Genomic DNA, 21,027 nt, shown 5'->3' on the forward strand with positions numbered 1-21,027 from the left:
TAACATTGAGGGGAGGTTCTCTATCTCTGATAGATGAAGCTCACGAAGACTTTCGCTCCATTCCTGTAAATGTAAAGGGCGATGTAGTCACCATTTTTAACAATGGATGTAACTTTCTTGAGATCCTCTACAGAGTTTATATCATACCTTTTACCGTTCACGTACACTGTGGTGATTACGTCTCCCTTCTGTAGACCGAACTTCCCGGTGCTCTCCTTCACTATGACCCCGTTTATCTCTTCCGGGATCGAATAAGTCTCCCTGTCGGCCGGCGTGATGTTCGACACTGTGATGCCAAGAACATCGATTTTTTCCTCACCAGTCGTTGTTTTCTCTTCTTCAGATGAGGAACCGAACGTCACCTGAACTTTCATGATCTTTCCCTTTCTCTCTATGGTGAGAACGGCTGTGTCTCCCGGTTTGTAAGTGTGTATGATGGAAACCAACTCTTCGTGACTTCTCACATCCTGATCGTCAACCTTGAGGATCACGTCCCCTTCTTTGAGCCCGGCTTTTTCAGCGGGAGATCCTTTCTGAACACTCGTTATCAGAGCACCACTCGTAGATTCAAGCCCCAGAGCTTTCGCCGTTTCTTCGGTGAGGTTCATGACCGTCACACCGAGGTAAGCCTTCTCAACCTTCTTTTGGGTGAGTATGGTGTCGAGGAACTTCTTCACCGTGTTGATCGGGATGGCAAAACCGAGGTTCACAGCTTCCTGAGGGTTGACGATGGCCGTATTTATGCCTATCACTTCACCGTGTATGTTCAGAAGGGGTCCTCCGCTGTTTCCCGGGTTGATCGCCGCGTCGGTCTGGATGAGTCCCACGTAGTAACCACTTCCATCTGGCTTTGGAATCCTCCTGTTGGTAGCGCTGACCACTCCCACAGTCACCGTGTGCTGGAAGCCGAGGGGGTTCCCTATGGCTATCGCCCATTCGCCGATCTTTACCTTGTCAGAATCACCGAATTCCAGATAGGGGAATTTCTTATCGCTGGCTTTGATCTTTATGACCGCGATGTCGAGCTCTTCATCTCCTCCTATGTACTCCGCGTCGTATTTGCTTCCGTCGAGCATGGTCACAGTGATGTTGTCCGCTCCACCGACCACGTGGTAGTTTGTGAGTATGTAACCTTCTGGGTCGAAGATGAAGCCCGATCCGAGGCTGGCAACCTGCCTTTCGAAACCGGGTGGAAGTTCACCGAACCACTTTTTGAAGAACTGCTCAAAATAAGGATCGAAGAAGGAAGTCTTCACCGTCTTCACAACATCTATCTTCACAACGGCCGGTGCACACGCTTCGACCACGTTAACGATGGGGCTTTCGTAGTCGGGATTGACGTATGGAAAGACGCTGGTGAGCATCAGTACCACAGCGATGGTCAGAAAGAATTTCTTCATCTTTTACCCCTCCCTTCGAAAGGTTTCCGGTTTCTTAGACAAACACCCCGAAGGACTGGTTCAAAAACGTGTGGTATGCTTAATATTAGTCGGGAAACCAGGAGGTAGAAAGGATGGGACTCTTCGATTTTTTGAAAAAGGGACTCCAGAAGACGAAAGAAACGTTTTTTGGACGAGTGGTGAAGCTCCTCAAAGGAAAAAAGCTGGACGATGAAACCCGCGAGGAGCTGGAAGAACTTCTCATTCAAGCGGACGTGGGAGTCGAGACAACGGAATACATTCTGGAGAGATTGAAAGAGAAGGACGGAGACGCTCTCGAGTCTCTCAAGGAAATCATTCTGGAAATTCTGAACTTCGATACGAAGCTGAACGTTCCTCCTGAACCTCCGTTTGTGATCACGGTTGTTGGTGTCAACGGAACGGGAAAGACCACCTCTTGCGGAAAGCTCGCAAAGATGTTCGTGGATGAAGGAAAGAGTGTGGTGCTCGCTGCGGCGGATACTTTCAGAGCGGCCGCCATAGAACAGCTGAAGATATGGGGAGAACGTGTCGGTGCCACGGTGATATCCCACTCGGAAGGAGCAGATCCGGCCGCCGTTGCCTTTGACGCGGTGGCTCACGCTCTCGCCAGAAACAAAGATGTGGTCATAATAGACACCGCCGGAAGACTTCACACGAAGAAGAATCTCATGGAGGAATTGCGGAAGGTTCACAGAGTTGTCAAAAAGAAGATCCCCGACGCTCCGCACGAAACGCTCCTCGTGATAGACGCCACCACCGGCCAAAACGGACTTGTTCAGGCAAAAATATTCAAAGAAGCGGTGGATGTCACCGGTATAATTCTCACAAAGCTCGACGGAACCGCGAAAGGCGGAATAACTCTGGCCATTGCCCGGGAACTGGGAATACCCATAAAGTTCATCGGTGTCGGAGAAAAGGCAGAAGACCTGAGGCCTTTCGATCCTGAAGCCTTTGTGGAGGTATTGATTTCAGAATGAGCAAGTTCTGGGAAAAAGAATTCACCTGCCCTTTCTGTGGAACGAAGTTCAAAAAGAAGATGGTCTTTTTCGACTCCATAAAGATCAAAGCCAGAGATATCGACTTGAAACCTGTTTTTGAAGATGTGAACCCGATGTTTTACGAAGTGGTGACCTGCCCGAACTGTTACTTTTCTGCGTTCGACAAAGATTTCGAGACCATCACCATAAAAGGAGAAGAGACGGAAAGAAAGCTGAAAAAACTGCTCGAAGAAGCCAAGAAAAAGGTCGAATTGAAAAACGTGGAGAACCACGTGGAAGCGATCAAGCGCTACGCTTTGAGTGGAATGGTGTACTCTGTTTTGAACCAGAGAAAGAAAGTAGCGATCTCTTATCTAAAGATCGCCTGGCTGTTCAGAGAGCTGGGAAAGTCAGAAGAAGAAAAGCGCTATCTCGAAAGAGCTTTGAAGGAATTCGAAAGCCACTACAAGTACGACTATTACCAAGAATCGGACGAACCCATGATACTCTTCTATCTGGGTGTTTTGAATCAAATCCTGGGCAACAGGAAAGAAGCCGCGAGGTGGTACGAACTCCTCCTGAGAAAGTACGACGGCAAATCCCTTTACGCGAAGGTGGGGAGGGAAAGATGGCAGGAATTAAGAAGATCTTAATGTTTTCTCTGATACTGATATTTCTCGCAGCATGCGTATCTCCCGAACTGGAGGAAAAATTGAACAATTTAGAAAACCAGATAAGACAGCTGAACACTCAGATAGACTCCATCGAAAAGAAGATGCTGGACTTGGAAAACAAGATGAAGGCACAGGAAAGTTCTCAGGAAGAGTTGGAAGCGCTGAAAAGAGATGTAAGATATCTCAAAGAGGATCTATCTTCCCTGCAGGAAGAGTTCTCCAGCAAAATGAGCGATCTCGAGAACAGTTACTACTCCATCTCCATGAAACTTCCTGCAGTGGAAAAAGCCGCCTCCATCTTCTCCGAGATAGAAGACATGAAATCGAAAATCTCAGAATTGGAGAGAAAAGTGAGTATTGTTTCACTCGGAAGTTCCCCGGAAGTCTCAGAAGATCTGAAACACATCCTTCTCGATCTCGAAGAGAGGGTTTCCACTCTGGAAAAGAACGTTTCGGTGGTGGATCGAATAGAAGAAAGGCTGGAAAGTACTGAAAAACTTCTCTCCAAAGTGGCCTTACGCGTTCTTTCACAGGGCGAAACGGAAGCGAAGGTGGTGAACGTTTCAAACGATGAGCTGGAAAGCAGGATATCTGATATCGAGAAAAAGCTTTCCTATCTCGAAACCAACCAGAAGGCGCTGGAACAGATCGTTCAAAATCTGAAAGATCAGAAGCCTTCCAGCTACGCGAACATAGATGTTGAGAGTTACTCACAGCAGTTGAAAAAATACCTCGACGAGTTCAGAAGACTCGTGAGGAGTTATGAGATCGCAAGGATCCTTGGAATAGAGGAAGGATACGTGTTTGTAAGAGTGGAGCGGGGCGACACCCTCGCGAAGATCAGCAACGCGTTCAACCTTGGACCCGACGGTGTGGAAAAAATCATGAAGCTGAACGGCATAGACGACCCGAGGAAGCTCATAGCAGGGAGAATCATAAAGGTTCCCGTCACGAATCTTTCGACAAGTTTTCCAGTTGGAGAAAAACCCGATCCAAAGGTGATCGTCTCCGGCTTTGGCCTGAAAACCGATGGAACTTTTTCCACGGGGGTTGAGGTGGAAAGCAACGGGCAGAAGGTAAAAGCTGCGCTTCCAGGGCGAGTGAAGAGTGTAAGCAACGGAACCGTTGTCATATATCACGGAAACGATGTGGAAACGGTGTACAGAAATCTCGCTGTGGTTTCGGTGAACGCTGGTGACTGGGTGAGTGCGGGTGACACCATAGGATACGGTGGAAAGAACGTTGTCTTCGAACTGTATGTGGAAGGAGAACCTAAGGACCCCATGCTCCTTTTCTTTTCCAATATGGGAGAGTTCGAAATCAGTTTCTACACGGAGTGGGAAGATGGAAAATTACCGGAACACCCCGCCTTCAGACTCACAAAATCCGGCAAAATTCCTGAAGATTGGAAAACAGCGGCCGCGGATACCACCATCTTCCCCCTGGGTTCTGTTCTCTACATACCAGAGCTCAGAGACACGCCCAGTGGTGGGGTTTTCGTTGTGGAAGACATCGGCGGGGTGATCAAAGGAAGAAAGATCGATATATATCTGAACAGCATAAGAGAGGCGCTCCAAAACAGAAAGATCGTGTCCAGAGTCTTCGTGTGGAGGGATTGAAATGTTCACGATGCGAAGTGAGTACGCGCTCAGGCTCATGATCGTGATGGCAAAAGAGTACGGAAACTACCTTTCGATGACAGAAATACTGGAGAAAGCGAAACAGTCAGTTCCAAGGGAATTCGCAGAAAAAATCCTGTACACCCTGAAAAAAGCCGGACTGGTGAAGACAAGAAGAGGGAAAAGCGGTGGATACATGCTGGCGCGTCCGCCAAAAGAAATAAAGGTCTCTGAGATCGTGTTTCTTCTGGACAGGAAGTCGAAGGTTTTCTTCGACATGCCCGGCTGTCCGGACGAGCTGGACTGCGTTATCAGAGCTCTGTGGAAAAGGGTAGAGAACGAAATAGAGAAGATTCTAAGCGGTGTGACCCTCGAAGATCTGATAAAAGAACAGGAGGAGAAACTGAAACAGTAAAGCCCGCTTCCAGCGGGCTCATTTTACTTTCAGGCTGAGTTTTTCTTCAAAAAATACCTTCTTCCCATCCACCTCGAACTCTTTTATCCCCGTTCTCTGAGCGTATTCCCTCAAAACTTCCTCGATCTCTTTCTTCTCCGCCCTGAGTTCTTTCATGAGGTCCTTGATTTCCACATACCTTCTCACCAACTGTTCAATGGTGGGGTTCTCCATGCGCTACACCTCCTCACAGATCGACAGCTTCTCTGTTGAACACAGGTACTCTCCATCGTATTTTACCCTGAACACGTCGATATTCACACCGCTTTTCAGAGCGCGCCAGAAAACTCTTGAAAAAGCCGGGTCAACGTTTCTGTTCGGAAGAAAACAGTCGCTTTCGAGGAAAACCAGGATCAGCAGAAGAGCCTTGAAACCGCTTTTCACAGAACTGATCAGCTCCTCGATGTGTCTTCTTCCACGTTCTGTGGGTGCGTCTGGAAACATCGCGACACCATCTTCTTCGTACGTACATCCCTTCACTTCCACAAAGGTCCTCCTGTCGATCAGGAAATCGAACCTGCTGTTTTCAAAGCGTTTCTCGCTTTCTATCGTGGAGCCTGGGAACAGTTCTTCCAGAATCTTCCCGGCCACGATACTGTGGAAACCCGAATGGACAAAGACGAATTCATCTCTGTGTTCGACTGCCAGAAGGTCCCAGCCGGTCTTCCTTCGATCGGATTCTGCACGCTTCAGGAGAACTCTTTTTCCTTTTTTCAAAAGCGGAAGGCGCCCTGTATTGTGGATGTGTATCAGGGTCTTTTTCCCTTCGACAAGAGCAACTCCCGTAAATCTGCTCTTTCTTTCCAGAAAGATCCCTTCCGTATCAGCTGGAAGTATCAGTCTCATCTTTGAAGCACCTTTTCGATCTTCCCAAAAAACAGTGTGTGGAATCCATGATCTTTGTAGAATTTATCGATGATTTCCACGGGAAGAACGAATGGTTCCACGTTGCTAGCAAAGGTCACAGAACATTCGATCAGCGTGTGGGCTTCTTTAATGGGAGCGGTGAATCCTTCCAATTCATCTAAGTGAAGAAGTCCCTTTTCAAACTTGTTCTCCTGGTATCCACTCACACGTCCAAAGTAATTAAGCGCTTCTCTGTATTCTTCGCTTAGAAAGTTCAGGGTGAATCTTTTGCTCTCCTTCACAAGACGCCAGGTGAATCTCTGAGGTCTCATAGCAGAGATGAAATACTCTTCCTCCCATATGATCCCGAAGAAACCCCATCCAATCGTCATGCCGTTAACCTTGTTTCCCGCCTTGCTCGTCAGTATTACTCTCCCTTCTCTTAGATCTTCCAACAAGCTCTCGTACACGTTCATTCCCCCTTTTCAAAAGTAGATACACATCGAGCATTCTGTCTATGGGACGTCTCAGAGTGACAGAAAGGGTACTCAACATGAAGGCTTTGAACGGGATGTGCTTCTTCACCTTGACTTTTCTCAAAAAGAACACAGCGGAGAATCTGAAGATTCCTGCCATCAAAAAGAGCAGTTGAAGTCCAAAAATTTCGAAACCGTGGAGATTTACGTAAATATCAGAGAGAAATTTCGCCGTGATTCCACCTGCAAATGAGCCTATAAGACTTCCAGCGCTGGCAAAAGACGCGTTCAAACCGAAGAAAACGGGATCAGACTCGAAAGCAACCTCCATAGGAAGGATGGCGAGTGACAGGTTTATAGCGGACCACGCGATGGAAGAAAGGAAGGCGTCCGCTACCATCAGGGTTCTGTAAGTATTGGTGTTCATGAAAAACCACATACCGGAGACAAAAGAAGCAAGGATGATACCGAACTCGGCTATCGTTTTGTGTCCTACCCTGTCAGACACTTTTCCAAGGATCCTGTAAACCAGCATCGCCACAAAGTTGTTCACGATCATCATGTAAGCGATGTACGTGTAATCCACACCCAGGTTCTTCAAAAGATGATAGTGATAGAAAGCAGAAGAGAACGTGACCGCCATGTTCCAGTAAAAGGTGAAGAAGACAAACTTCATAAAGTTTTCGTCCTTGAACACCGCTTTGAGAGGAATTCCCGTTACTGTTTCCCTAACAGGAACGTCCGGTATTTTGTTCATGGCAAAGATAGAAAGGACGGTTCCCACTGTGGATATGAGAAGCACAAGAACAAAACCCGAAGAGAAATGATCAACTATAGAAGAATAGAGGTATATAATGAGAGCATTTCCTATGGATAGAAACATGTTTCTGTTTCCAAACACCCTTCCTCTTTCCTCTGGAGGAACGAGATCTCTCATCCATGAGTTCCACGTACTGCTGGAGAGGGCCGCGAAGATCTGGGAAATCACGAGCGCAACGATGAAAATCAACGGTTCTGTTTTCCCAAGCAGTAGAAAAACGATGAGAAAAGCGAAACTGAATCTGCTGAAAGCGTTGAACACGTTGACCAGAAAACGCCTCTTTCTGTATTTCTGAACAAAGAAAGAGGCAAACAGCTGAAAAAACTGCATCATGGGAGGGATTGCAGCGGCGACACTCAGGAGAAACTCGTCCAGATTGAAAAGCATCGCAAGACCTGTGAACACAGGTCCCTGTATTAGAAGCGCGTAGAACAGAGAGAAGACACCTTCGAGTGTGAGAAAGAGATAGGCCTTCTTCATGAACGAGGTCTCCAGAAGAATCGTCCAGTCTTTTTCCTGTACACAATCTTTGCCATCGTGTAGCATCCTAGAAGATCAAAAATGAGATCCAGCATGGTGCCGTCCAGCCCTTTTTGTGTGTTGTAGTCTGGCAGTATCTTATCCGTCGTGAATTCGGCTATTTCCCAAAGGACCCCGGAAAAGACCCCAAGAAGGAACGCCATCAAAACGGCACCCGGCACCTCGTCCCAGAATCTCGATTTTTTCGTCAGAATCTGGTAAAAAAAGTACGTTATGACAAAAGATCCGTAGAAGTGAAGTATCTTGTCCCAGAAAAATATCTTCTCGTAGAAGTTCAAAAACTGTCCCATCAGAGAGTGGAGAAATACCGATGAAGAGAGCATCAATTTCGTTCTCTCAGGTATCTCCTGATGGGTTATCTTCTCATAAACGTATGGTGAAAAACCACCGAGCCAGAATATGAAATATCCTATCGTTTCAACGATTTTGGCTTGAATAATGGAAAAAACAACTGGAATTCCCAGGAGAGCCACTAAAACCTTGTTCAATTTTTCTTTCCGCTTTTTCACCAGTACTTCGTTCATTTTCTCACCACCTCCTTGCGCTATTATATTTCACGGGAGGGATGAAAAGATTGAAATATCTGTTACTCTTCTTTGCGACTTTTCTTTTCGACAACTCGGGCACTCCCATCCCAATTTTAACAACAACAGCACTGATCTCCGTTGGAAAGCTGAAGATTTTTCCATCCTTCTTTACGATCTACCTGGGGCTTTTGAGCTGGGATACTGTGACATTCTTTGCTGGAAAAAAGCTCAAATCGGTGTCTTTCAATCTCAAGTGGAAATTCGTACGAAAGATTCTCATAGAGTTCTTAAACGTTTATATTTCTTCGGAAAAGATACTGCTCCCACTTTGCAAATTCGTTCCCTGGGTGGGAAAGTTCACTCCGTTTCTGGCGGGCTACACGGGAAGAAATCTCCCAGCACTCCTTATCATATGGCTTGGGAGCTTGCTCTATGAGAGTACCTTTTTCTTTTCCAGTCTGATAGCTGGAAAGGTCTTCCTGAAGTTTTCAAAAATTCTGGGGATCGTTCTTTTTGCAGTTGTGATACTTGTTTATCTTCTCTGGAAGAGCAGAATCTCGAAATCCATTGTAAAGCATCCAAGATAGATCATCTGATGTTCAGCCTCTCTTCAGCCGCTTTGAGAATCGCCCCCAGCATCTCCGCGTAAGACATCCCCGCGATCTTTGCCATTTTTGCAAGATGCCCATCCCAGCACCATCCGGGATTCGGATTCACTTCAAGAAGCTTCGGGTTACCTTCGGCATCGAGCCTCCAGTCGAATCTGCAGTAATCTCTACACTCAAGTCTTTCGAAGAGTTTCAAACAGCAATCGATGATGAACTTCTCCGTTTCCTCGGGAAGGTCTGCCGGAATGGACTTTATGTTCCAGTACGGGGAGTCCGGCAGCCACTTCGCCTCGTACCCACATATCCTTGGAAGCTCTGGAGGGAGCGCGGAGTAGTCTTCCTCTATTATCGGCAGTACCATGTAAGAATCCGGTGGATTTCCTATTATACCCACGCTCAGATCCTTTCCTGTCAAGAATTCTTCGACCAGCACAGGTTTATCGTAACCGAACTTATTCCTTATCTCTGAAACAGCATTTATGAGTTCTTCAGGTGTGTACACAACACTTTTTTGTGTTATTCCGAAACTTGAATCCCCAAAGTTGGGTTTCACGATGGCAGGAAAAGGAAATGGTAGTTCGAAAGTGGTGTCTTCTGGTTTGATGAAGACAGCTCTTGGAACAGGAATACCCATCTCCCTTGCGATTCCTCTGATGAGGGACTTATCGTAACAGAGGACGAGCGTCTGAGGACCTGAACCGGTGTAGGGGATTCCCAGCATTTCCAACAATGCTGGGACATGGGCTTCTTTCCTGGGATCGTTGTTGAAACCTTCATCGCACAGATTAAAGACATAGTCAATCTTCCCTTTCAACTTCATCAGGTCAGTGATCAATGTGTCGTGATTATCGAGATAGGAAAAGTTATACCCTTTCAAGCTTCTGAGAGCTGCTTTCATCTGATCAATGGTGTAAAAATCATCTTCATCGAAAATTGAATTCGGTTTCAGATGATCTGGTTTTCTGGGATCTCCCAGAACGACCACCACGTTCTTTGTGGTTTGTTCAGGTTTTTTTCTGACAGGGGTCCATTCTTTCTTTGCAACAGCTGTTACTATGATCCTTCTTTCCATCATCCCAAGATCCTGGTTTCTCTGCGATGTGGGAGAAAGCTCACCATGGAATTTCACATCGCTGAATCCCGCCGCTTTCAGAAGACCTTCCAGTTCTTCATGTGTGTAAAGACGCTCCGCGTAGAACTGATCCGCTATAACTCCCTTTTCGGCGTTGACGATCACCTCACGTGAAATGAGCCTTTTCCCATCAACCGAAAGAGATCGCTCTCTGCAGACGAAATGTTTCTTGTCGATCCATTCCCAAGACCTCGGCTGGAAGTTGTTTTTCAAATATTCTCCATTCGCCACATCGATGAGAATTTTTCCCCATGGCTTCAAAACCCTGAAGACTTCTTTGAGAACTTTTAAATCTTCCTCCACTGTTTCGAAATAGCCGAAACTGTTACCAAGGATCAACACCACATCAAATGTATCAGGAGAGTACGGTAGTTTTCTTGCATCTCCTTCTCTGAACTTGACGTTCAGCCCCTCTTTCTTTGCCTGATTTTTTGCTTTTTGAATCAAATAGTGAGAACGATCGAGCCCCTCGACGTTTCGGAAACCGCGTCGCGCCAACTCGAGAGAATGTCTGCCGTGGCCACAACACAAGTCAAGGATGTGATCATCTGGAGAGAGATTCAACACGCGCGAGAACAGATCCACTTCTTCTCTGGTAATGTTTATATCGTCCACCACATCTGCATCTGTTTTTAGATAGAGCGAATTGAAGATACGACTCCACCAGTCAGGCTCCACATGTTCTTCCAGATCCGTAACAGGTCCCAAAAATCTTCTGTACTTCCTCTGAATGTTCTTCCTTGGAGATCCGTTGTTCTTCATTTTTTAAATTCCCCCCTGGATAGTTTTTGACTTTCTGAAAGTATCTATTACTCCGGTTATCATTACATCTCAATCGACTGTACAGATAACTTATCATTAAGTAATGATTAAATAATTATTAAATACGAATCACAGCCACTTCTTTTTCCTGAAGTAGATCACCATGATGACAGCGATCACACCCATAACAGCGAGAACTGCAGGATAGCCCCATTTCCATCTGAGCTCCGGCATGTATTCGAAGTTCATTCCGTAGATACCCGCTATGAAGGTGAGAGGCATGAAGATCGTCGCTATGATGGTGAGCACCTTCATCACTTCGTTTGTTTTGTTACTTACACTCGAAAGATACACATCAAGAAGACCGCTCACGATGTCTCTGAAGGTTTCTACGGTGTCTGCGATCTGAATAGTGTGATCGTATACATCTCTGAAATATGGGACCGTTTCTTTTTCTATAAGAGGAGGAACATCTCTGTAAAGAGAACTCAACACTTCTCTCAACGGCCAGATCGTCTTTCTCAGTTCAACCAGATTTCTCTTGAGTTGATGTATCCTCTGAACTGTCTCTTTTTCAGGTCTTTCGAGCACTTCTTCCTCCAGTACATCGATCTCATCACCGATCTTCTCCAGCAGGACGAAATAGTCATCTACCAGTGCATCTATCAGTGAGTAGAGGAGATAATCCGCTCCCTTCTTTCTTATGATTCCCCTGTTGTATCTGATTCTTTCCCGTACGGGATCGAACACGTCCCCTATCTTTTCCTGAAACATAAGAACGCAGTTTTTTGTGAGTATCAAACTGACCTGCTCCGATTCCAGTTCATGAAGATTTTCATCATAGGTGAACATCTTCAGAACGATGAACACGTAGTTTTCGAAAAACTCCACTTTTGGTCTCTGATGCACATTGAGGATGTCTTCGAGCACGAGAGGATGAATACCAAAGAACTCACCTATCCTTTGAACCACATCCGTCCTGTGTATGCCTGTTATGTTTATCCAGGTGGGTGTTGAAGAATCTCTGAAGGGAAGAACGGATTCGACATCTGTGGTTTTGAACTCGCGAAATTCCTCTATGGAGTAATTCATCACTTCAATCTCAAAATCTTCCCTGTACTTCCCTGTGTAAACGAGCGTTCCTGGGGGGAGACCTTTCTTAGCAGACAGCCTCTTTTCCTCCACTGCGATCCCTCCCGATCTTTTTGATCCTATTTTAAAACAAAAGGCGCACCCAAAGGTGCGCCTGCCTGAATTGTTGAATCTTCACTTGAGGAATTTCGAAACGAACGGCGAAGTTTCACCACGCCTCATGAAGTGACCAGATGGCCCCTCTCCGAGGAACTCGGAGAACCAGGATTCGTGTTCGATCTCTTCGTTCAGAATAGCAAGAGACAGTTCGTAGGTCCTGTGATCTTTACCCGCGGTCATGTTGCATATCTCGGTGTACCCTTTCACCGCACATCTTTCAGCGGCAACGAGCACCCTCAGAATCTCCTGAACAGTTGGTTTGTCCGGAAGTCTTGCTGGTGGACATGCAGAGAGATCGTGGAACTCCTTCATGCAATCTGGAAGTTTTCCACCGAGCTCGTAGATTCTGGGAACAAGTGCTTCGAAGTGATTTCTGTCTTCGATTCTTGCGACTTCCGCAATCTCTTTGATGGTTTCTCCCTCAAGTCCTATGAGGTTCGCTCTCAAGATGGTGTAGTAGTAATAAGTCGTGAGTTCGGCCGCCGCATTCTTGATCAGAAGTTCCAGCAGCTTATCGACATCAACCCCTGCTTTTTCCACCATTTCCCTCGCCACTCTCGCCATAGTAACACCTCCTGCTCACTTTCTTAACTCAGTACGCGTTCTTTTCGTGTTTGTAACAAATCGTAGTTGTTCTATTTTTACTCCAAAGTTTCATTCATTATATCACATCTGACAGAGAATTCAACCTGTTTTTTCTCATCAAATAGATCGCCACATCCGTGTTCTTTCTGATTGCTTCCTTTATCGCCTCGATGTTTTTCTCCGACTTCACAAGGGTTTTCCAGGAGTAAACGTGCCAAAGTTCGTGAAAATCGGAGTTCGCCACGTATCGATACTTTTTCACACCAACAGAGTTGAACAGGTCATCACGATTCGCGATTTCCCACGCGTCGAACGTGTCCTTGAAACGCTCCATGTTCGCCCAGAGATACCACGAAAGATGTTCTTCATCTTGCTTTTTTCTATCCGGATGCGCGGCTATAACAAGAGCGTTTTGCTCCTTCAACTTCTCCACAATTTCTTCTACAGGCAGTGAAGGATCTACGTACTCCTTCACATCCACGGCGACTATGTGGTACAGATCCGTGTTGTTCGTGATTTCGACACCCGGTATGAGGATCATTCCATCCAGGCCCTTTTCTGTTCTCTCCAGAGACGTTTCAAATAATCCTGAAACTTATCTTCTGTGATCGCTCCGAGCGGTTCTCCGTTCCTCTTTCTCTGCTCGAGAGTTCTTCGGTCGACTATATGATCTGTTATGGAAACCACGTCCACTCCATGTTTTCCAAACAGATCCACCACTTCTCCCAGAGGAAGATGCCCGTCACTCATGTTCGTGTGTACATGGAAATCACAAAGAAGCCATTCCGTATCGGTTTTCATTTATCGTCACTCCTTTGATTGGTTTGGAAGGTGATGTTTAAGCCATTGTTTATTAGTTTTCAGAACCCTGCATTCATTGCATTAAAATTCTCAAATTTCAAATGTTTATTCCAAATTAAAGTCCTGTGACTTTCCTTTAATTCAAAGTAAAGAAAAAGACGGGAGGTCCTTTCAGCGGGTATAATCTCTGAGAAAGGGAAGGAGGTGCAACATGTCCAAAAAAGCACTTCTCGCTTTAGAAGACGGTTCGTTTTTTTTTGGACAGAGTCTGGGTGCAGAGGGTGAAACTTTTGGTGAACTGGTCTTCAACACGGGAATGACAGGCTATCAGGAAGTCCTCACCGATCCCTCCTACACCGGTCAGATCGTCGTCATGACCTACCCGGAAATAGGAATCTACGGAGTGAACGACGAAGACGTAGAATCAGATGGAATAAAAGTTGCCGGTTTTGTTGTCTACAGAAGCGTGGATACCCCTTCCAACTGGAGAGCCACCATGTCTTTCCCCGATTACTTGAAAAAGTACAACATCGTGGCCATAGAAGGAGTGGACACCAGAGCACTCACCAGGAAAATTCGAGTGAAAGGTGCTATGAAAGGTGCCATATCGACCGTTGATCTCGATCCGGATTCCCTTGTAAAACGGGTGAAAGAAAGCCCCAGTATCGTTGGAAGGGATTTAGCCGGTCTTGTTTCACCGAAGGAAGTCATCGTAGAAAACCCGGAAGGAGATTTCTCAGTGGTGGTACTCGATTCCGGTGTCAAATGGGGTATTCTCAGAGACCTGAAGAGAGTGGGAGCAAAAGTGATGAGAGTTCCTTACAGTGTTGATATAGACGACATCAAAAAGCTGAATCCCGACGGTGTTCTGATCTCGAACGGTCCCGGTGATCCCGCCGCCCTTTTGAAAACCGTCAGATTGATCAAAGACCTTCTGAAAGAAGAAATTCCACTCGCGGGGATCTGCCTTGGGCATCAGCTCCTTGGCCTCGCCGTTGGTGGAAGGACTTACAAGATGAAATTCGGTCACAGAGGCATCAACCATCCCGTTAAAGATCTGAGAACCGGTCGTGTTCTGATCACAACGCACAACCACGGCTTCGCTGTGGATCCAAAGAGTTTCGGCCTTCCAGAACTGGGAAGCGAGGATCAGGACGCGAACGTTCTCACGAAAAATCTTCAGAAGATATCCGTCCTCGAAGGAATCAGTCCTCAGGGAATAAAAGTCGAGATCACCCACATCTCCCTGAACGACGGAACGATGGAAGGAATGAGGCTGGTTGATTATCCAGCCTTTTCTGTTCAATATCACCCTGAAGCCTCTCCCGGACCTCACGATGCCAAGTACTTCTTCGAAGAATTCAAACGCCTCATAAAGGAGGTAAGGTAATGCCGAAGAGAGAAGACATAAAGAGGATCCTCGTTATAGGATCCGGTCCGATCACAATCGGTCAGGCTGCGGAGTTCGACTATTCAGGTACCCAGGCCCTGAAGGCTCTCAAAAGCGCCGGCTACGAGGTGATCATAGTTAACTCCAACTCCGCGACCATAATGACAGATCCGGAGTTTTCCGATGCCGTTTACATAGAACCTCTAACGGTGGAGTTCCTCGAAAAGATTATTGAAAAAGAAAGACCAGATGCCCTGCTCCCCACCCTTGGAGGACAGACCGCCCTGAATCTCGCTGTGGAACTTGCCGAAAGGGGAATCCTCGATAAATACGGCGTTCAGTTGATCGGCGCAAAGCTCGAGTCGATAAAGAAGGCCGAGGATAGAGAACTCTTCAAGGAAACCATGGAAAAGGCAGGCCTTGAGGTTCTGAGAAGCAGACTCGTGAACAACCTCGCCGATGCACTGGAGACGGCAAGAGAATTCGGCTACCCCGTCATAATAAGGCCGAGTTTCACCCTTGGTGGAACAGGTGGTGGAATCGCGTTCAACGAAGAAGAACTGAGAGACATCGTGACAAAGGGTCTCATAGAAAGTCCGGTTCACACGGTCCTCATAGAGGAGTCGGTCCTCGGCTGGAAGGAGTACGAACTCGAAGTGGTGAGAGACGGAGCTGGAAACTTCATTGTGGTGTGTTCCATAGAGAATCTCGACCCCATGGGAATACACACCGGAGATTCCATAACGGTGGCACCTGCGCAAACACTCACGGACGTTGAGTACCAGAGAATGAGGGACGCAGCTTACAAAGTGATCGATGCGATCGGTATAGAAACGGGTGGATCGAACATCCAGTTCGCTTTGGATCCAGAGACCGGTAGAATGGTCGTCATAGAGATGAACCCAAGGGTCTCCAGGTCATCCGCGCTGGCATCGAAGGCAACGGGTTATCCCATCGCGAAAGTTGCTGCACTTCTTGCTGTTGGTTTCACTCTCGATGAGATACCGAACTACATCACCGGCAAAACGATGGCCGCCTTTGAACCCTCCATAGACTACGTCGTGGTGAAGATACCGAGATTCCAGCTCGAAAAGTTCCCCGGGGCTGACCCAAGACTGAACACCCAGATGAAGTCCGTAGGAGAAGTGATGGCGATAGGCAGGACCTTCAAAGAAGCCTTGGGAAAAGCCCTCAGATCCCTTGAACTCGATGCCGCTCCCAAACTGGATCTTGAACACATAAGAGAACACCTTGCAAATCCAACGCCGGAAAGGATCTCCTACGTCTTCGCCGCGTTCAGGAACGGAATGGATGTAGAAGAGGTGCACGAACTCACTAAGATCGACAGATGGTTCCTCAGAGAAATGAAAGCGTGTATAGAGCTCGAGGAAGAGCTGAAGTTGAAGAAATTCGATGTGGAGATCCTGAAGAAAGCAAAACAGTGGGGATACTCAGACAGGGAAATTGCGGAGATATGGGGTGTTTCAGAAAAAGAAATCAGAAAGATGAGAGAAGACAACCGGATCTTTCCCGTCTACAAGATGGTGGACACCTGCGCCGCTGAGTTCGAGGCACAGACCCCGTATTACTACTCCACCTACAACGGCGTGGAGAACGAAGCGGTACCTTCAGACAGAGAGAAGATCATGATTCTGGGATCCGGTCCCAACAGGATAGGTCAGGGAATAGAATTCGACTACACGAACGTCCACGGAGTGTGGTCCTTCCAGGAAGAAGGATACGAAACCATAATGGTCAACTCCAACCCCGAAACCGTTTCGACTGACTACGACACTTCAGACAGGCTTTACTTCGAACCGCTCACCGTTGAAGATGTTCTGGAGATCGTGAGGAACGAAAAACCGAAGGGAGTGGTGGTGGCATTCGGCGGTCAGACACCACTGAAGATAGCAAAATACCTCGTAGAAGAGAAGGTGAACATCATAGGAACGAGCTTCGAATCGATTGAGATCGCCGAAGACAGGGAAAAATTCGCTAAGCTTCTGAAACAAATCGGGTTGAAGTGCCCTCCATTTGGAACGGCATCGTCCGTGGAAGAAGCGTTGAGGGTAGCAGAGAATCTTGGATACCCCGTTCTTGTGAGGCCGAGCTACGTGCTCGGAGGAAGGGCCATGGCCATTGTGGACACTCCTCAGGAACTCGAAATGTACGTCAAGGAAGCGGCCGTTGTCTCACCGGGATACCCCGTTCTGATAGACAAATTTCTTGAAGACGCGATAGAACTCGACGTAGATGTCGTGTCGGATGGAAAATATGTGTGGATAGCAGGATTGATGGAGCAGATAGAAGAAGCCGGAGTCCATTCGGGAGATTCCGCGTGTGTTCTGCCCCCTGTGAGTCTTTCTGAGAAACTCGTGGAAGAGATAGAGGAAACCGTTTACAAGCTTGTAAAAGCGTTGAAGATTGTGGGAGTTGCGAACATACAGCTTGCGGTGAAAGACGAGGAGATCTACATCATAGAGGCAAATCCCAGGGCATCGAGAACAGTTCCTTTCGTGAGCAAAGCGATCGGAATCCCCGTGGCGAGAATCGCCGCCAAAATCATGGTGGGAAGAAACCTGCCTGAGCTCCTTTCTGAGTACTTCCCATATCCCACAAGACCAGGGGTAAAAGTTGATAAACTGGATGAGAGCGAGATCCTCCCAACTCCCTGGCCGAAGATGTTCTCTGTGAAAGAGGTGGTGATACCGTTCCATAAGTTCCCGGGAACGGATGTACTTCTCGGGCCAGAGATGCGCTCCACAGGAGAAGTGATGGGAATCGGTGAAGATTTCGCAGAGGCATTCGCGAAGGCTCAGATAGCCGCCGGAAACCCCCTGCCAACAACGGGAGCCATTCTCGCAACCGTCGCAGACAAAGACAAGAGGGAAGCCGTTCCTCTCTTGGCTCACCTCGCGGACATGGGCTTTGAGATATACGCAACCAGAGGAACAGCAAAGGCTCTGCAGTCACACGGTGTGGAAGTGAAGGTGGTTCCAAAGGTGGGAGAAGGAAGACCGGACGTGATAGATCTTCTGGAGCAGGGAAAGATATCCCTTGTCGTGATCACCCAGTCCAGTGATGAACCTGCGCTCGTCGCCGTCTCTCACGGGAAAGAACCCTTCAAAGTTGAAGGAAGAAGAACCGTCGGATACATGATAAGAACCACGGCGCTGAAGAGGAAGATCCCATACCTGACCACAGTCGAGTCACTCAGAGCAGCGGTGGCGGCGATCAGAAAGATGAAGAAGGGCTCCATCGTGAAGGTGAGAAGACTCACCGACACATGGAAAATGTGAAGGGCCCTGAAGGGCCCTTCACCATATTTCTTCGAGTTTTTTACATATGAGATCTCCCATCTGAGAGGTCGAAACCGCCTTTTCTGGATCCTCTGCGATGTCTCTGGTTCTGTATCCCTCTTCTATCACCAGCTCAACCGCTCTTTCTATCTTTCTTGCCTCTTCCACCATTCCAAAGGAATGCTCGAGCATCATGGCGAGAGAGAGGATCTGTGCGATCGGGTTGGCGATGTTCTTTCCGGCTATATCAGGAGCGGAACCTCCTGCCGGCTCGTAGAGGTTCTTATCACCGAAAGACGCGGACGGCAGAAGACCAAGAGAACCAGGAAGTGCCGCACTCTCATCCGAGAGAATGTCTCCAAACATGTTCGTTGTGAGGATCACATCGAACTGCGATGGTTTCAGGATGAGCTGCATGGCAGCGTTGTCCACATACATGTGCGTCAGCTCCACATCAGGGTATTCTCTCGCTACTTCGTTCACAACTTTCCTCCACAGCATGGAACTGTAGAGGACGTTCGCTTTGTCAACGGAGGTGACCTTTTTTCTTCTGTTTTTTGCGATTTCAAAGGCAGTTCTCGCGATCCGTTCCACGGTTTTTCTGTCGTAGATCATGGTGTCGAATCCCTTTTCTTCATCCAATCCCCTCGGCTGGCCGTAGTAAACTCCGTAGGAAAGTTCCCTGACGGTCACAAGATCGACCCCGGATCCAATCACCTTTTCTTTCAAAGGAGAGACATGCACAAGCGATCTGTAGACCTTTATCGGTCTTATGTTTGCGTAAAGGTTGAGCATCTTCCTTAGGGCAAGAAGCCCCCCTATTTCCGGCCTCTTCTCCGGAGGAAGATCGTCCCATTTAGGTCCTCCGACGCTTCCAAGGAAGATCGCGTCGGCTTCCAGACATATCTTTTTTGTCTCTTCAGGAAGGGGTTCACCGAATTTGTCTATGGCATCCCCTCCGATGTGTCCAAAGACTTTCTCAAAGGTTTTCCCCGTTTTCTTTTCCACCACCTCGAGCACTTTAAGAGCTTCCCTTACAACCTCGGGACCTATGCCGTCTCCAGGCAAAACCGCTATCTTCATCCGTCACTCCCCCACTTCTTTGAGACAGTATTCAAGCCATCCACCCGCTTCCATGATCTTCATGAGAAACTCAGGATATGGTCTTATTCTGTACTCTTTCCCTTTCGTGAGATTCCTCACCACTCCGTTTTCCAGATCCACCTCTGCTACGTCACCCTCTTCGAATTCGTCGGCTTCTTTCAGTTCGACGATGGGGAGACCGATGTTTATAGCGTTCCTGAAGAAAATCCTTGCAAAAGACTTGGCTATGACACAGGAGATTCCAGCCGCCTTTATGGCAACGGGAGCGTGTTCCCTCGAGGAACCGCATCCGAAGTTCTCTCCTGCCACGATGATCGATCCTTTTATATCGTCTCGTCTTCCAAAGCCGGGTCTCGCGTCCTCCATACAGTATTTTGCGAGTTCCTGAGGGTCAGAAGTGTTGAGGTACCTAGCCGGTATGATCTCGTCCGTGTTCACGTTGTCCCCAAAAACGAAAACCTTTCCCTTTATCTTCACCACCATCACCTCACAGCTTTCTCGGATCTGCGATGTATCCCTTTATCGCGCTGGCCGCCGCCACTGCAGGAGATGCCAGGAAAACCTTGCTGTTCGGATGTCCCATCCTTCCAACGAAGTTCCTGTTCGTTGTGGAGATCGCAACCTCTCCTTCTGCGAGCACTCCCATGTGTCCGCCAAGACAGGGTCCACATGTGGGCGTGGAAACGGCGCAGCCCGCGTCGATGAATATGTCGATGAGTCCTTCTTTGAGAGCCTGTTTGTAAACCTTCTGGGATCCCGGAATTATGATGCATCGAACGTCCGGTGATACTGTCCTTCCCTTCAGAATCTGCGCGGCAAGTCTGAGATCTTCTATCCTTCCGTTGGTACAGCTTCCTATCACCGCCTGATCTATCTTTATTCTCTCTTTCTCAGCTTCGGAAACGTCCTTCGCGTTGGATGGGAGGAAGGGATATGCAACCTGAGGTTCGAGCTCAGAAAGGTCCATTTCCACTTCTCTCACGTATTTTGCGTCTTCGTCCGGGTACATCTCTTCCACTTCTATGCCTCTTTCTCTTTCGTAGGCAATGGTGATCTCGTCCACCGGAAACAGTCCCGTCTTTCCTCCCGCCTCGATCGCCATGTTCGAAACGGTGAAACGGCCGTCCATACTGATCTCTTTCACACCGGGTCCGGAGAATTCTATCGCCTTGTAGTTGGCCCCATCTACTCCCAGTATGGAGATGAGCTTCAACACGAGGTCCTTGGCAGTCACCAGATCCCCGAACTTCCCACGAAGAGTCACCTTTATGCTCTCAGGGACACGAAACCACACCTTGCCTATGAGGTAGAAGCCCGCTATGTCGGTGGACCCCACCCCGGTCGCGAACGCTCCAAGGGCTCCGTAGGTACAGGTGTGCGAATCTGCGCCTACCACGAGATCTCCAGATTTTACGATTCCTTCTTCTGGAAGCAGCACGTGTTCAATTCCCATCCTGCCTATTTCAAAGAACTTTTCGATCCCCTGCTCTCTTGCGAATTCTCTCATCATCTTTACCTGCATAGCGGACTTTATGTCCTTGTTGGGGGTGAAGTGATCCGGAACGAGCACCACTCTGTCTGGATACTTCACTTTCTTTCCACCGTACTCCTTGAACTTCTTTATCGCAAGCGGAGCCGTTATGTCGTTTGCAAGGGCGACGTCTGGCTCCAGAAGGAGAAATTCTCCCGGTTCCACCTTTCTTCCCGCTTTTTGGGAGAGTATCTTTTCTGCAAGTGTCAT

At 47.7% G+C, this 21,027-nt stretch carries 21 protein-coding genes; 7 read left to right on the plus strand and 14 right to left on the minus strand.

Annotated elements, in window-relative coordinates; all coding sequences use genetic code 11:
- Positions 1–20 precede the first annotated feature (20 nt).
- Positions 21–1,400 carry a DegQ family serine endoprotease gene (locus TPET_RS01745; RefSeq protein ID WP_011943011.1) on the minus strand — a complete coding sequence of 460 codons (1,380 nt, stop codon included), beginning with the start codon at positions 1,398–1,400 and terminating at the stop codon, positions 21–23.
- 113 nt (positions 1,401–1,513) lie between these two features.
- Between TPET_RS01745 and ftsY the strand changes: the two genes are divergently transcribed.
- The 4 genes from ftsY to TPET_RS01765 are packed head-to-tail and all read left to right on the plus strand — an operon-like array spanning position 1,514 to position 5,106.
- Positions 1,514–2,398 (plus strand): signal recognition particle-docking protein FtsY, encoded by an 885-nt coding sequence (gene ftsY, locus TPET_RS01750; RefSeq protein ID WP_011943012.1) that lies wholly within the window; start codon positions 1,514–1,516, stop codon positions 2,396–2,398.
- A complete protein-coding gene (locus TPET_RS01755) occupies positions 2,395–3,051 on the plus strand; it encodes a DUF2225 domain-containing protein (protein WP_011943013.1) in 657 nt (218 codons plus the stop codon). The genes ftsY and TPET_RS01755 overlap by 4 nt, the downstream gene beginning before the upstream one ends.
- Positions 3,027–4,691 (plus strand): peptidoglycan DD-metalloendopeptidase family protein, encoded by a 1,665-nt coding sequence (locus TPET_RS01760; RefSeq protein ID WP_048810849.1) that lies wholly within the window; start codon positions 3,027–3,029, stop codon positions 4,689–4,691. The genes TPET_RS01755 and TPET_RS01760 overlap by 25 nt, the downstream gene beginning before the upstream one ends.
- A 1-nt stretch (position 4,692) precedes the next feature.
- The gene (locus TPET_RS01765; protein ID WP_011943015.1) at positions 4,693–5,106 is read left to right on the plus strand and encodes an Rrf2 family transcriptional regulator; all 414 of its coding nucleotides are present in this window, start codon (positions 4,693–4,695) and stop codon (positions 5,104–5,106) included.
- Between the two features lie 18 nt (positions 5,107–5,124).
- Here TPET_RS01765 and TPET_RS01770 read toward each other — a convergent pair whose 3' ends face one another.
- The 5 genes from TPET_RS01770 to TPET_RS01790 are packed head-to-tail and all read right to left on the minus strand — an operon-like array spanning position 5,125 to position 8,351.
- Entirely contained in the window at positions 5,125–5,319 is a 195-nt protein-coding gene (locus tag TPET_RS01770; RefSeq protein ID WP_011943016.1) for a hypothetical protein, read from the minus strand.
- Positions 5,320–5,322: 3 nt separating this feature from the next.
- A complete protein-coding gene (gene sfsA / locus TPET_RS01775; protein WP_011943017.1) occupies positions 5,323–5,991 on the minus strand; it encodes a DNA/RNA nuclease SfsA in 669 nt (222 codons plus the stop codon).
- Positions 5,988–6,467, minus strand: a complete 480-nt coding sequence (locus TPET_RS01780; RefSeq protein WP_011943018.1) for a flavin reductase family protein — start codon at positions 6,465–6,467, stop codon at positions 5,988–5,990. The genes sfsA and TPET_RS01780 overlap by 4 nt, the downstream gene beginning before the upstream one ends.
- Positions 6,388–7,767 (minus strand): MFS transporter, encoded by a 1,380-nt coding sequence (locus TPET_RS01785; RefSeq protein ID WP_011943019.1) that lies wholly within the window; start codon positions 7,765–7,767, stop codon positions 6,388–6,390. Before TPET_RS01785 ends, TPET_RS01780 begins: the two co-directional genes overlap by 80 nt.
- Complete coding sequence (locus TPET_RS01790) at positions 7,764–8,351, minus strand: DUF2238 domain-containing protein (protein WP_011943020.1); 588 nt, start codon at positions 8,349–8,351, stop codon at positions 7,764–7,766. The genes TPET_RS01785 and TPET_RS01790 overlap by 4 nt, the downstream gene beginning before the upstream one ends.
- A 50-nt stretch (positions 8,352–8,401) precedes the next feature.
- Here TPET_RS01790 and TPET_RS01795 point away from each other — a divergent pair, with 50 nt between their 5' ends.
- A complete protein-coding gene (locus tag TPET_RS01795) occupies positions 8,402–8,941 on the plus strand; it encodes an SNARE-associated domain-containing protein (protein ID WP_011943021.1) in 540 nt (179 codons plus the stop codon).
- A 1-nt stretch (position 8,942) separates the two neighbouring features.
- On the opposite strand, the gene TPET_RS01800 is transcribed toward TPET_RS01795, so the two are convergent.
- The 5 genes from TPET_RS01800 to TPET_RS09565 form a co-directional block, all read right to left on the minus strand.
- A complete protein-coding gene (locus TPET_RS01800) occupies positions 8,943–10,856 on the minus strand; it encodes a methyltransferase domain-containing protein (RefSeq protein WP_011943022.1) in 1,914 nt (637 codons plus the stop codon).
- A gap of 129 nt (positions 10,857–10,985) precedes the next feature.
- Positions 10,986–12,041, minus strand: a complete 1,056-nt coding sequence (gene corA, locus TPET_RS01805; RefSeq protein WP_011943023.1) for a magnesium/cobalt transporter CorA — start codon at positions 12,039–12,041, stop codon at positions 10,986–10,988.
- An 81-nt stretch (positions 12,042–12,122) separates the two neighbouring features.
- Positions 12,123–12,671, minus strand: a complete 549-nt coding sequence (gene dps, locus TPET_RS01810) for a DNA protection during starvation protein (protein WP_004081317.1) — start codon at positions 12,669–12,671, stop codon at positions 12,123–12,125.
- Between the two features lie 97 nt (positions 12,672–12,768).
- Positions 12,769–13,233, minus strand: coding sequence for a PHP domain-containing protein (locus tag TPET_RS09560; RefSeq protein WP_238374311.1), 465 nt, complete (start codon positions 13,231–13,233; stop codon positions 12,769–12,771).
- Positions 13,230–13,493, minus strand: a complete 264-nt coding sequence (locus TPET_RS09565; protein ID WP_235231259.1) for a PHP domain-containing protein — start codon at positions 13,491–13,493, stop codon at positions 13,230–13,232. Before TPET_RS09565 ends, TPET_RS09560 begins: the two co-directional genes overlap by 4 nt.
- Before the next feature lie 211 nt (positions 13,494–13,704).
- On the opposite strand from TPET_RS09565, the gene carA reads away from it, so the two are divergent.
- Both carA and carB read left to right on the plus strand, forming a co-directional pair.
- The gene (gene carA / locus TPET_RS01820; RefSeq protein WP_008192299.1) at positions 13,705–14,883 is read left to right on the plus strand and encodes a glutamine-hydrolyzing carbamoyl-phosphate synthase small subunit; all 1,179 of its coding nucleotides are present in this window, start codon (positions 13,705–13,707) and stop codon (positions 14,881–14,883) included.
- Positions 14,883–18,182, plus strand: coding sequence for a carbamoyl-phosphate synthase large subunit (carB, locus tag TPET_RS01825; RefSeq protein WP_011943024.1), 3,300 nt, complete (start codon positions 14,883–14,885; stop codon positions 18,180–18,182). Before carA ends, carB begins: the two co-directional genes overlap by 1 nt.
- An 18-nt stretch (positions 18,183–18,200) precedes the next feature.
- On the opposite strand, the gene leuB is transcribed toward carB, so the two are convergent.
- From leuB to leuC, 3 genes are read right to left on the minus strand one after another with little or no spacing between them, the layout of a single operon-like run.
- On the minus strand, positions 18,201–19,265 hold the full coding sequence (gene leuB, locus TPET_RS01830) for a 3-isopropylmalate dehydrogenase (RefSeq protein WP_011943025.1): 1,065 nt from the start codon (positions 19,263–19,265) through the stop codon (positions 18,201–18,203).
- Positions 19,266–19,268: 3 nt separating this feature from the next.
- Positions 19,269–19,769 (minus strand): 3-isopropylmalate dehydratase small subunit, encoded by a 501-nt coding sequence (leuD, locus tag TPET_RS01835; protein ID WP_011943026.1) that lies wholly within the window; start codon positions 19,767–19,769, stop codon positions 19,269–19,271.
- Positions 19,770–19,773: 4 nt separating this feature from the next.
- Positions 19,774–21,027, minus strand: a complete 1,254-nt coding sequence (gene leuC, locus TPET_RS01840; RefSeq protein ID WP_011943027.1) for a 3-isopropylmalate dehydratase large subunit — start codon at positions 21,025–21,027, stop codon at positions 19,774–19,776.

Origin of the sequence: Thermotoga petrophila RKU-1, assembly GCF_000016785.1 — a bacterium.
GTDB lineage: Bacteria > Thermotogota > Thermotogae > Thermotogales > Thermotogaceae > Thermotoga > Thermotoga petrophila.

Bases quoted from the DNA above. Each gene is read 5' to 3' on its own strand.
- TPET_RS01745 (WP_011943011.1), bottom strand. From the start codon at position 1,400: ATGAAGAAATTCTTTCTGACCATCGCTGTGGTACTGATGCTCACCAGC.
- ftsY (WP_011943012.1), top strand. From the start codon at position 1,514: ATGGGACTCTTCGATTTTTTGAAAAAGGGACTCCAGAAGACGAAAGAA.
- TPET_RS01755 (WP_011943013.1), top strand. From the start codon at position 2,395: ATGAGCAAGTTCTGGGAAAAAGAATTCACCTGCCCTTTCTGTGGAACG.
- TPET_RS01760 (WP_048810849.1), top strand. From the start codon at position 3,027: ATGGCAGGAATTAAGAAGATCTTAATGTTTTCTCTGATACTGATATTT.
- TPET_RS01765 (WP_011943015.1), top strand. From the start codon at position 4,693: ATGTTCACGATGCGAAGTGAGTACGCGCTCAGGCTCATGATCGTGATG.
- TPET_RS01770 (WP_011943016.1), bottom strand. From the start codon at position 5,319: ATGGAGAACCCCACCATTGAACAGTTGGTGAGAAGGTATGTGGAAATC.
- sfsA (WP_011943017.1), bottom strand. From the start codon at position 5,991: ATGAGACTGATACTTCCAGCTGATACGGAAGGGATCTTTCTGGAAAGA.
- TPET_RS01780 (WP_011943018.1), bottom strand. From the start codon at position 6,467: ATGAACGTGTACGAGAGCTTGTTGGAAGATCTAAGAGAAGGGAGAGTA.
- TPET_RS01785 (WP_011943019.1), bottom strand. From the start codon at position 7,767: ATGAAGAAGGCCTATCTCTTTCTCACACTCGAAGGTGTCTTCTCTCTG.
- TPET_RS01790 (WP_011943020.1), bottom strand. From the start codon at position 8,351: ATGAACGAAGTACTGGTGAAAAAGCGGAAAGAAAAATTGAACAAGGTT.
- TPET_RS01800 (WP_011943022.1), bottom strand. From the start codon at position 10,856: ATGAAGAACAACGGATCTCCAAGGAAGAACATTCAGAGGAAGTACAGA.
- dps (WP_004081317.1), bottom strand. From the start codon at position 12,671: ATGGCGAGAGTGGCGAGGGAAATGGTGGAAAAAGCAGGGGTTGATGTC.
- TPET_RS09560 (WP_238374311.1), bottom strand. From the start codon at position 13,233: ATGATCCTCATACCGGGTGTCGAAATCACGAACAACACGGATCTGTAC.
- TPET_RS09565 (WP_235231259.1), bottom strand. From the start codon at position 13,493: ATGAAAACCGATACGGAATGGCTTCTTTGTGATTTCCATGTACACACG.
- carA (WP_008192299.1), top strand. From the start codon at position 13,705: ATGTCCAAAAAAGCACTTCTCGCTTTAGAAGACGGTTCGTTTTTTTTT.
- carB (WP_011943024.1), top strand. From the start codon at position 14,883: ATGCCGAAGAGAGAAGACATAAAGAGGATCCTCGTTATAGGATCCGGT.
- leuB (WP_011943025.1), bottom strand. From the start codon at position 19,265: ATGAAGATAGCGGTTTTGCCTGGAGACGGCATAGGTCCCGAGGTTGTA.
- leuD (WP_011943026.1), bottom strand. From the start codon at position 19,769: ATGGTGGTGAAGATAAAGGGAAAGGTTTTCGTTTTTGGGGACAACGTG.
- leuC (WP_011943027.1), bottom strand. From the start codon at position 21,027: ATGACACTTGCAGAAAAGATACTCTCCCAAAAAGCGGGAAGAAAGGTG.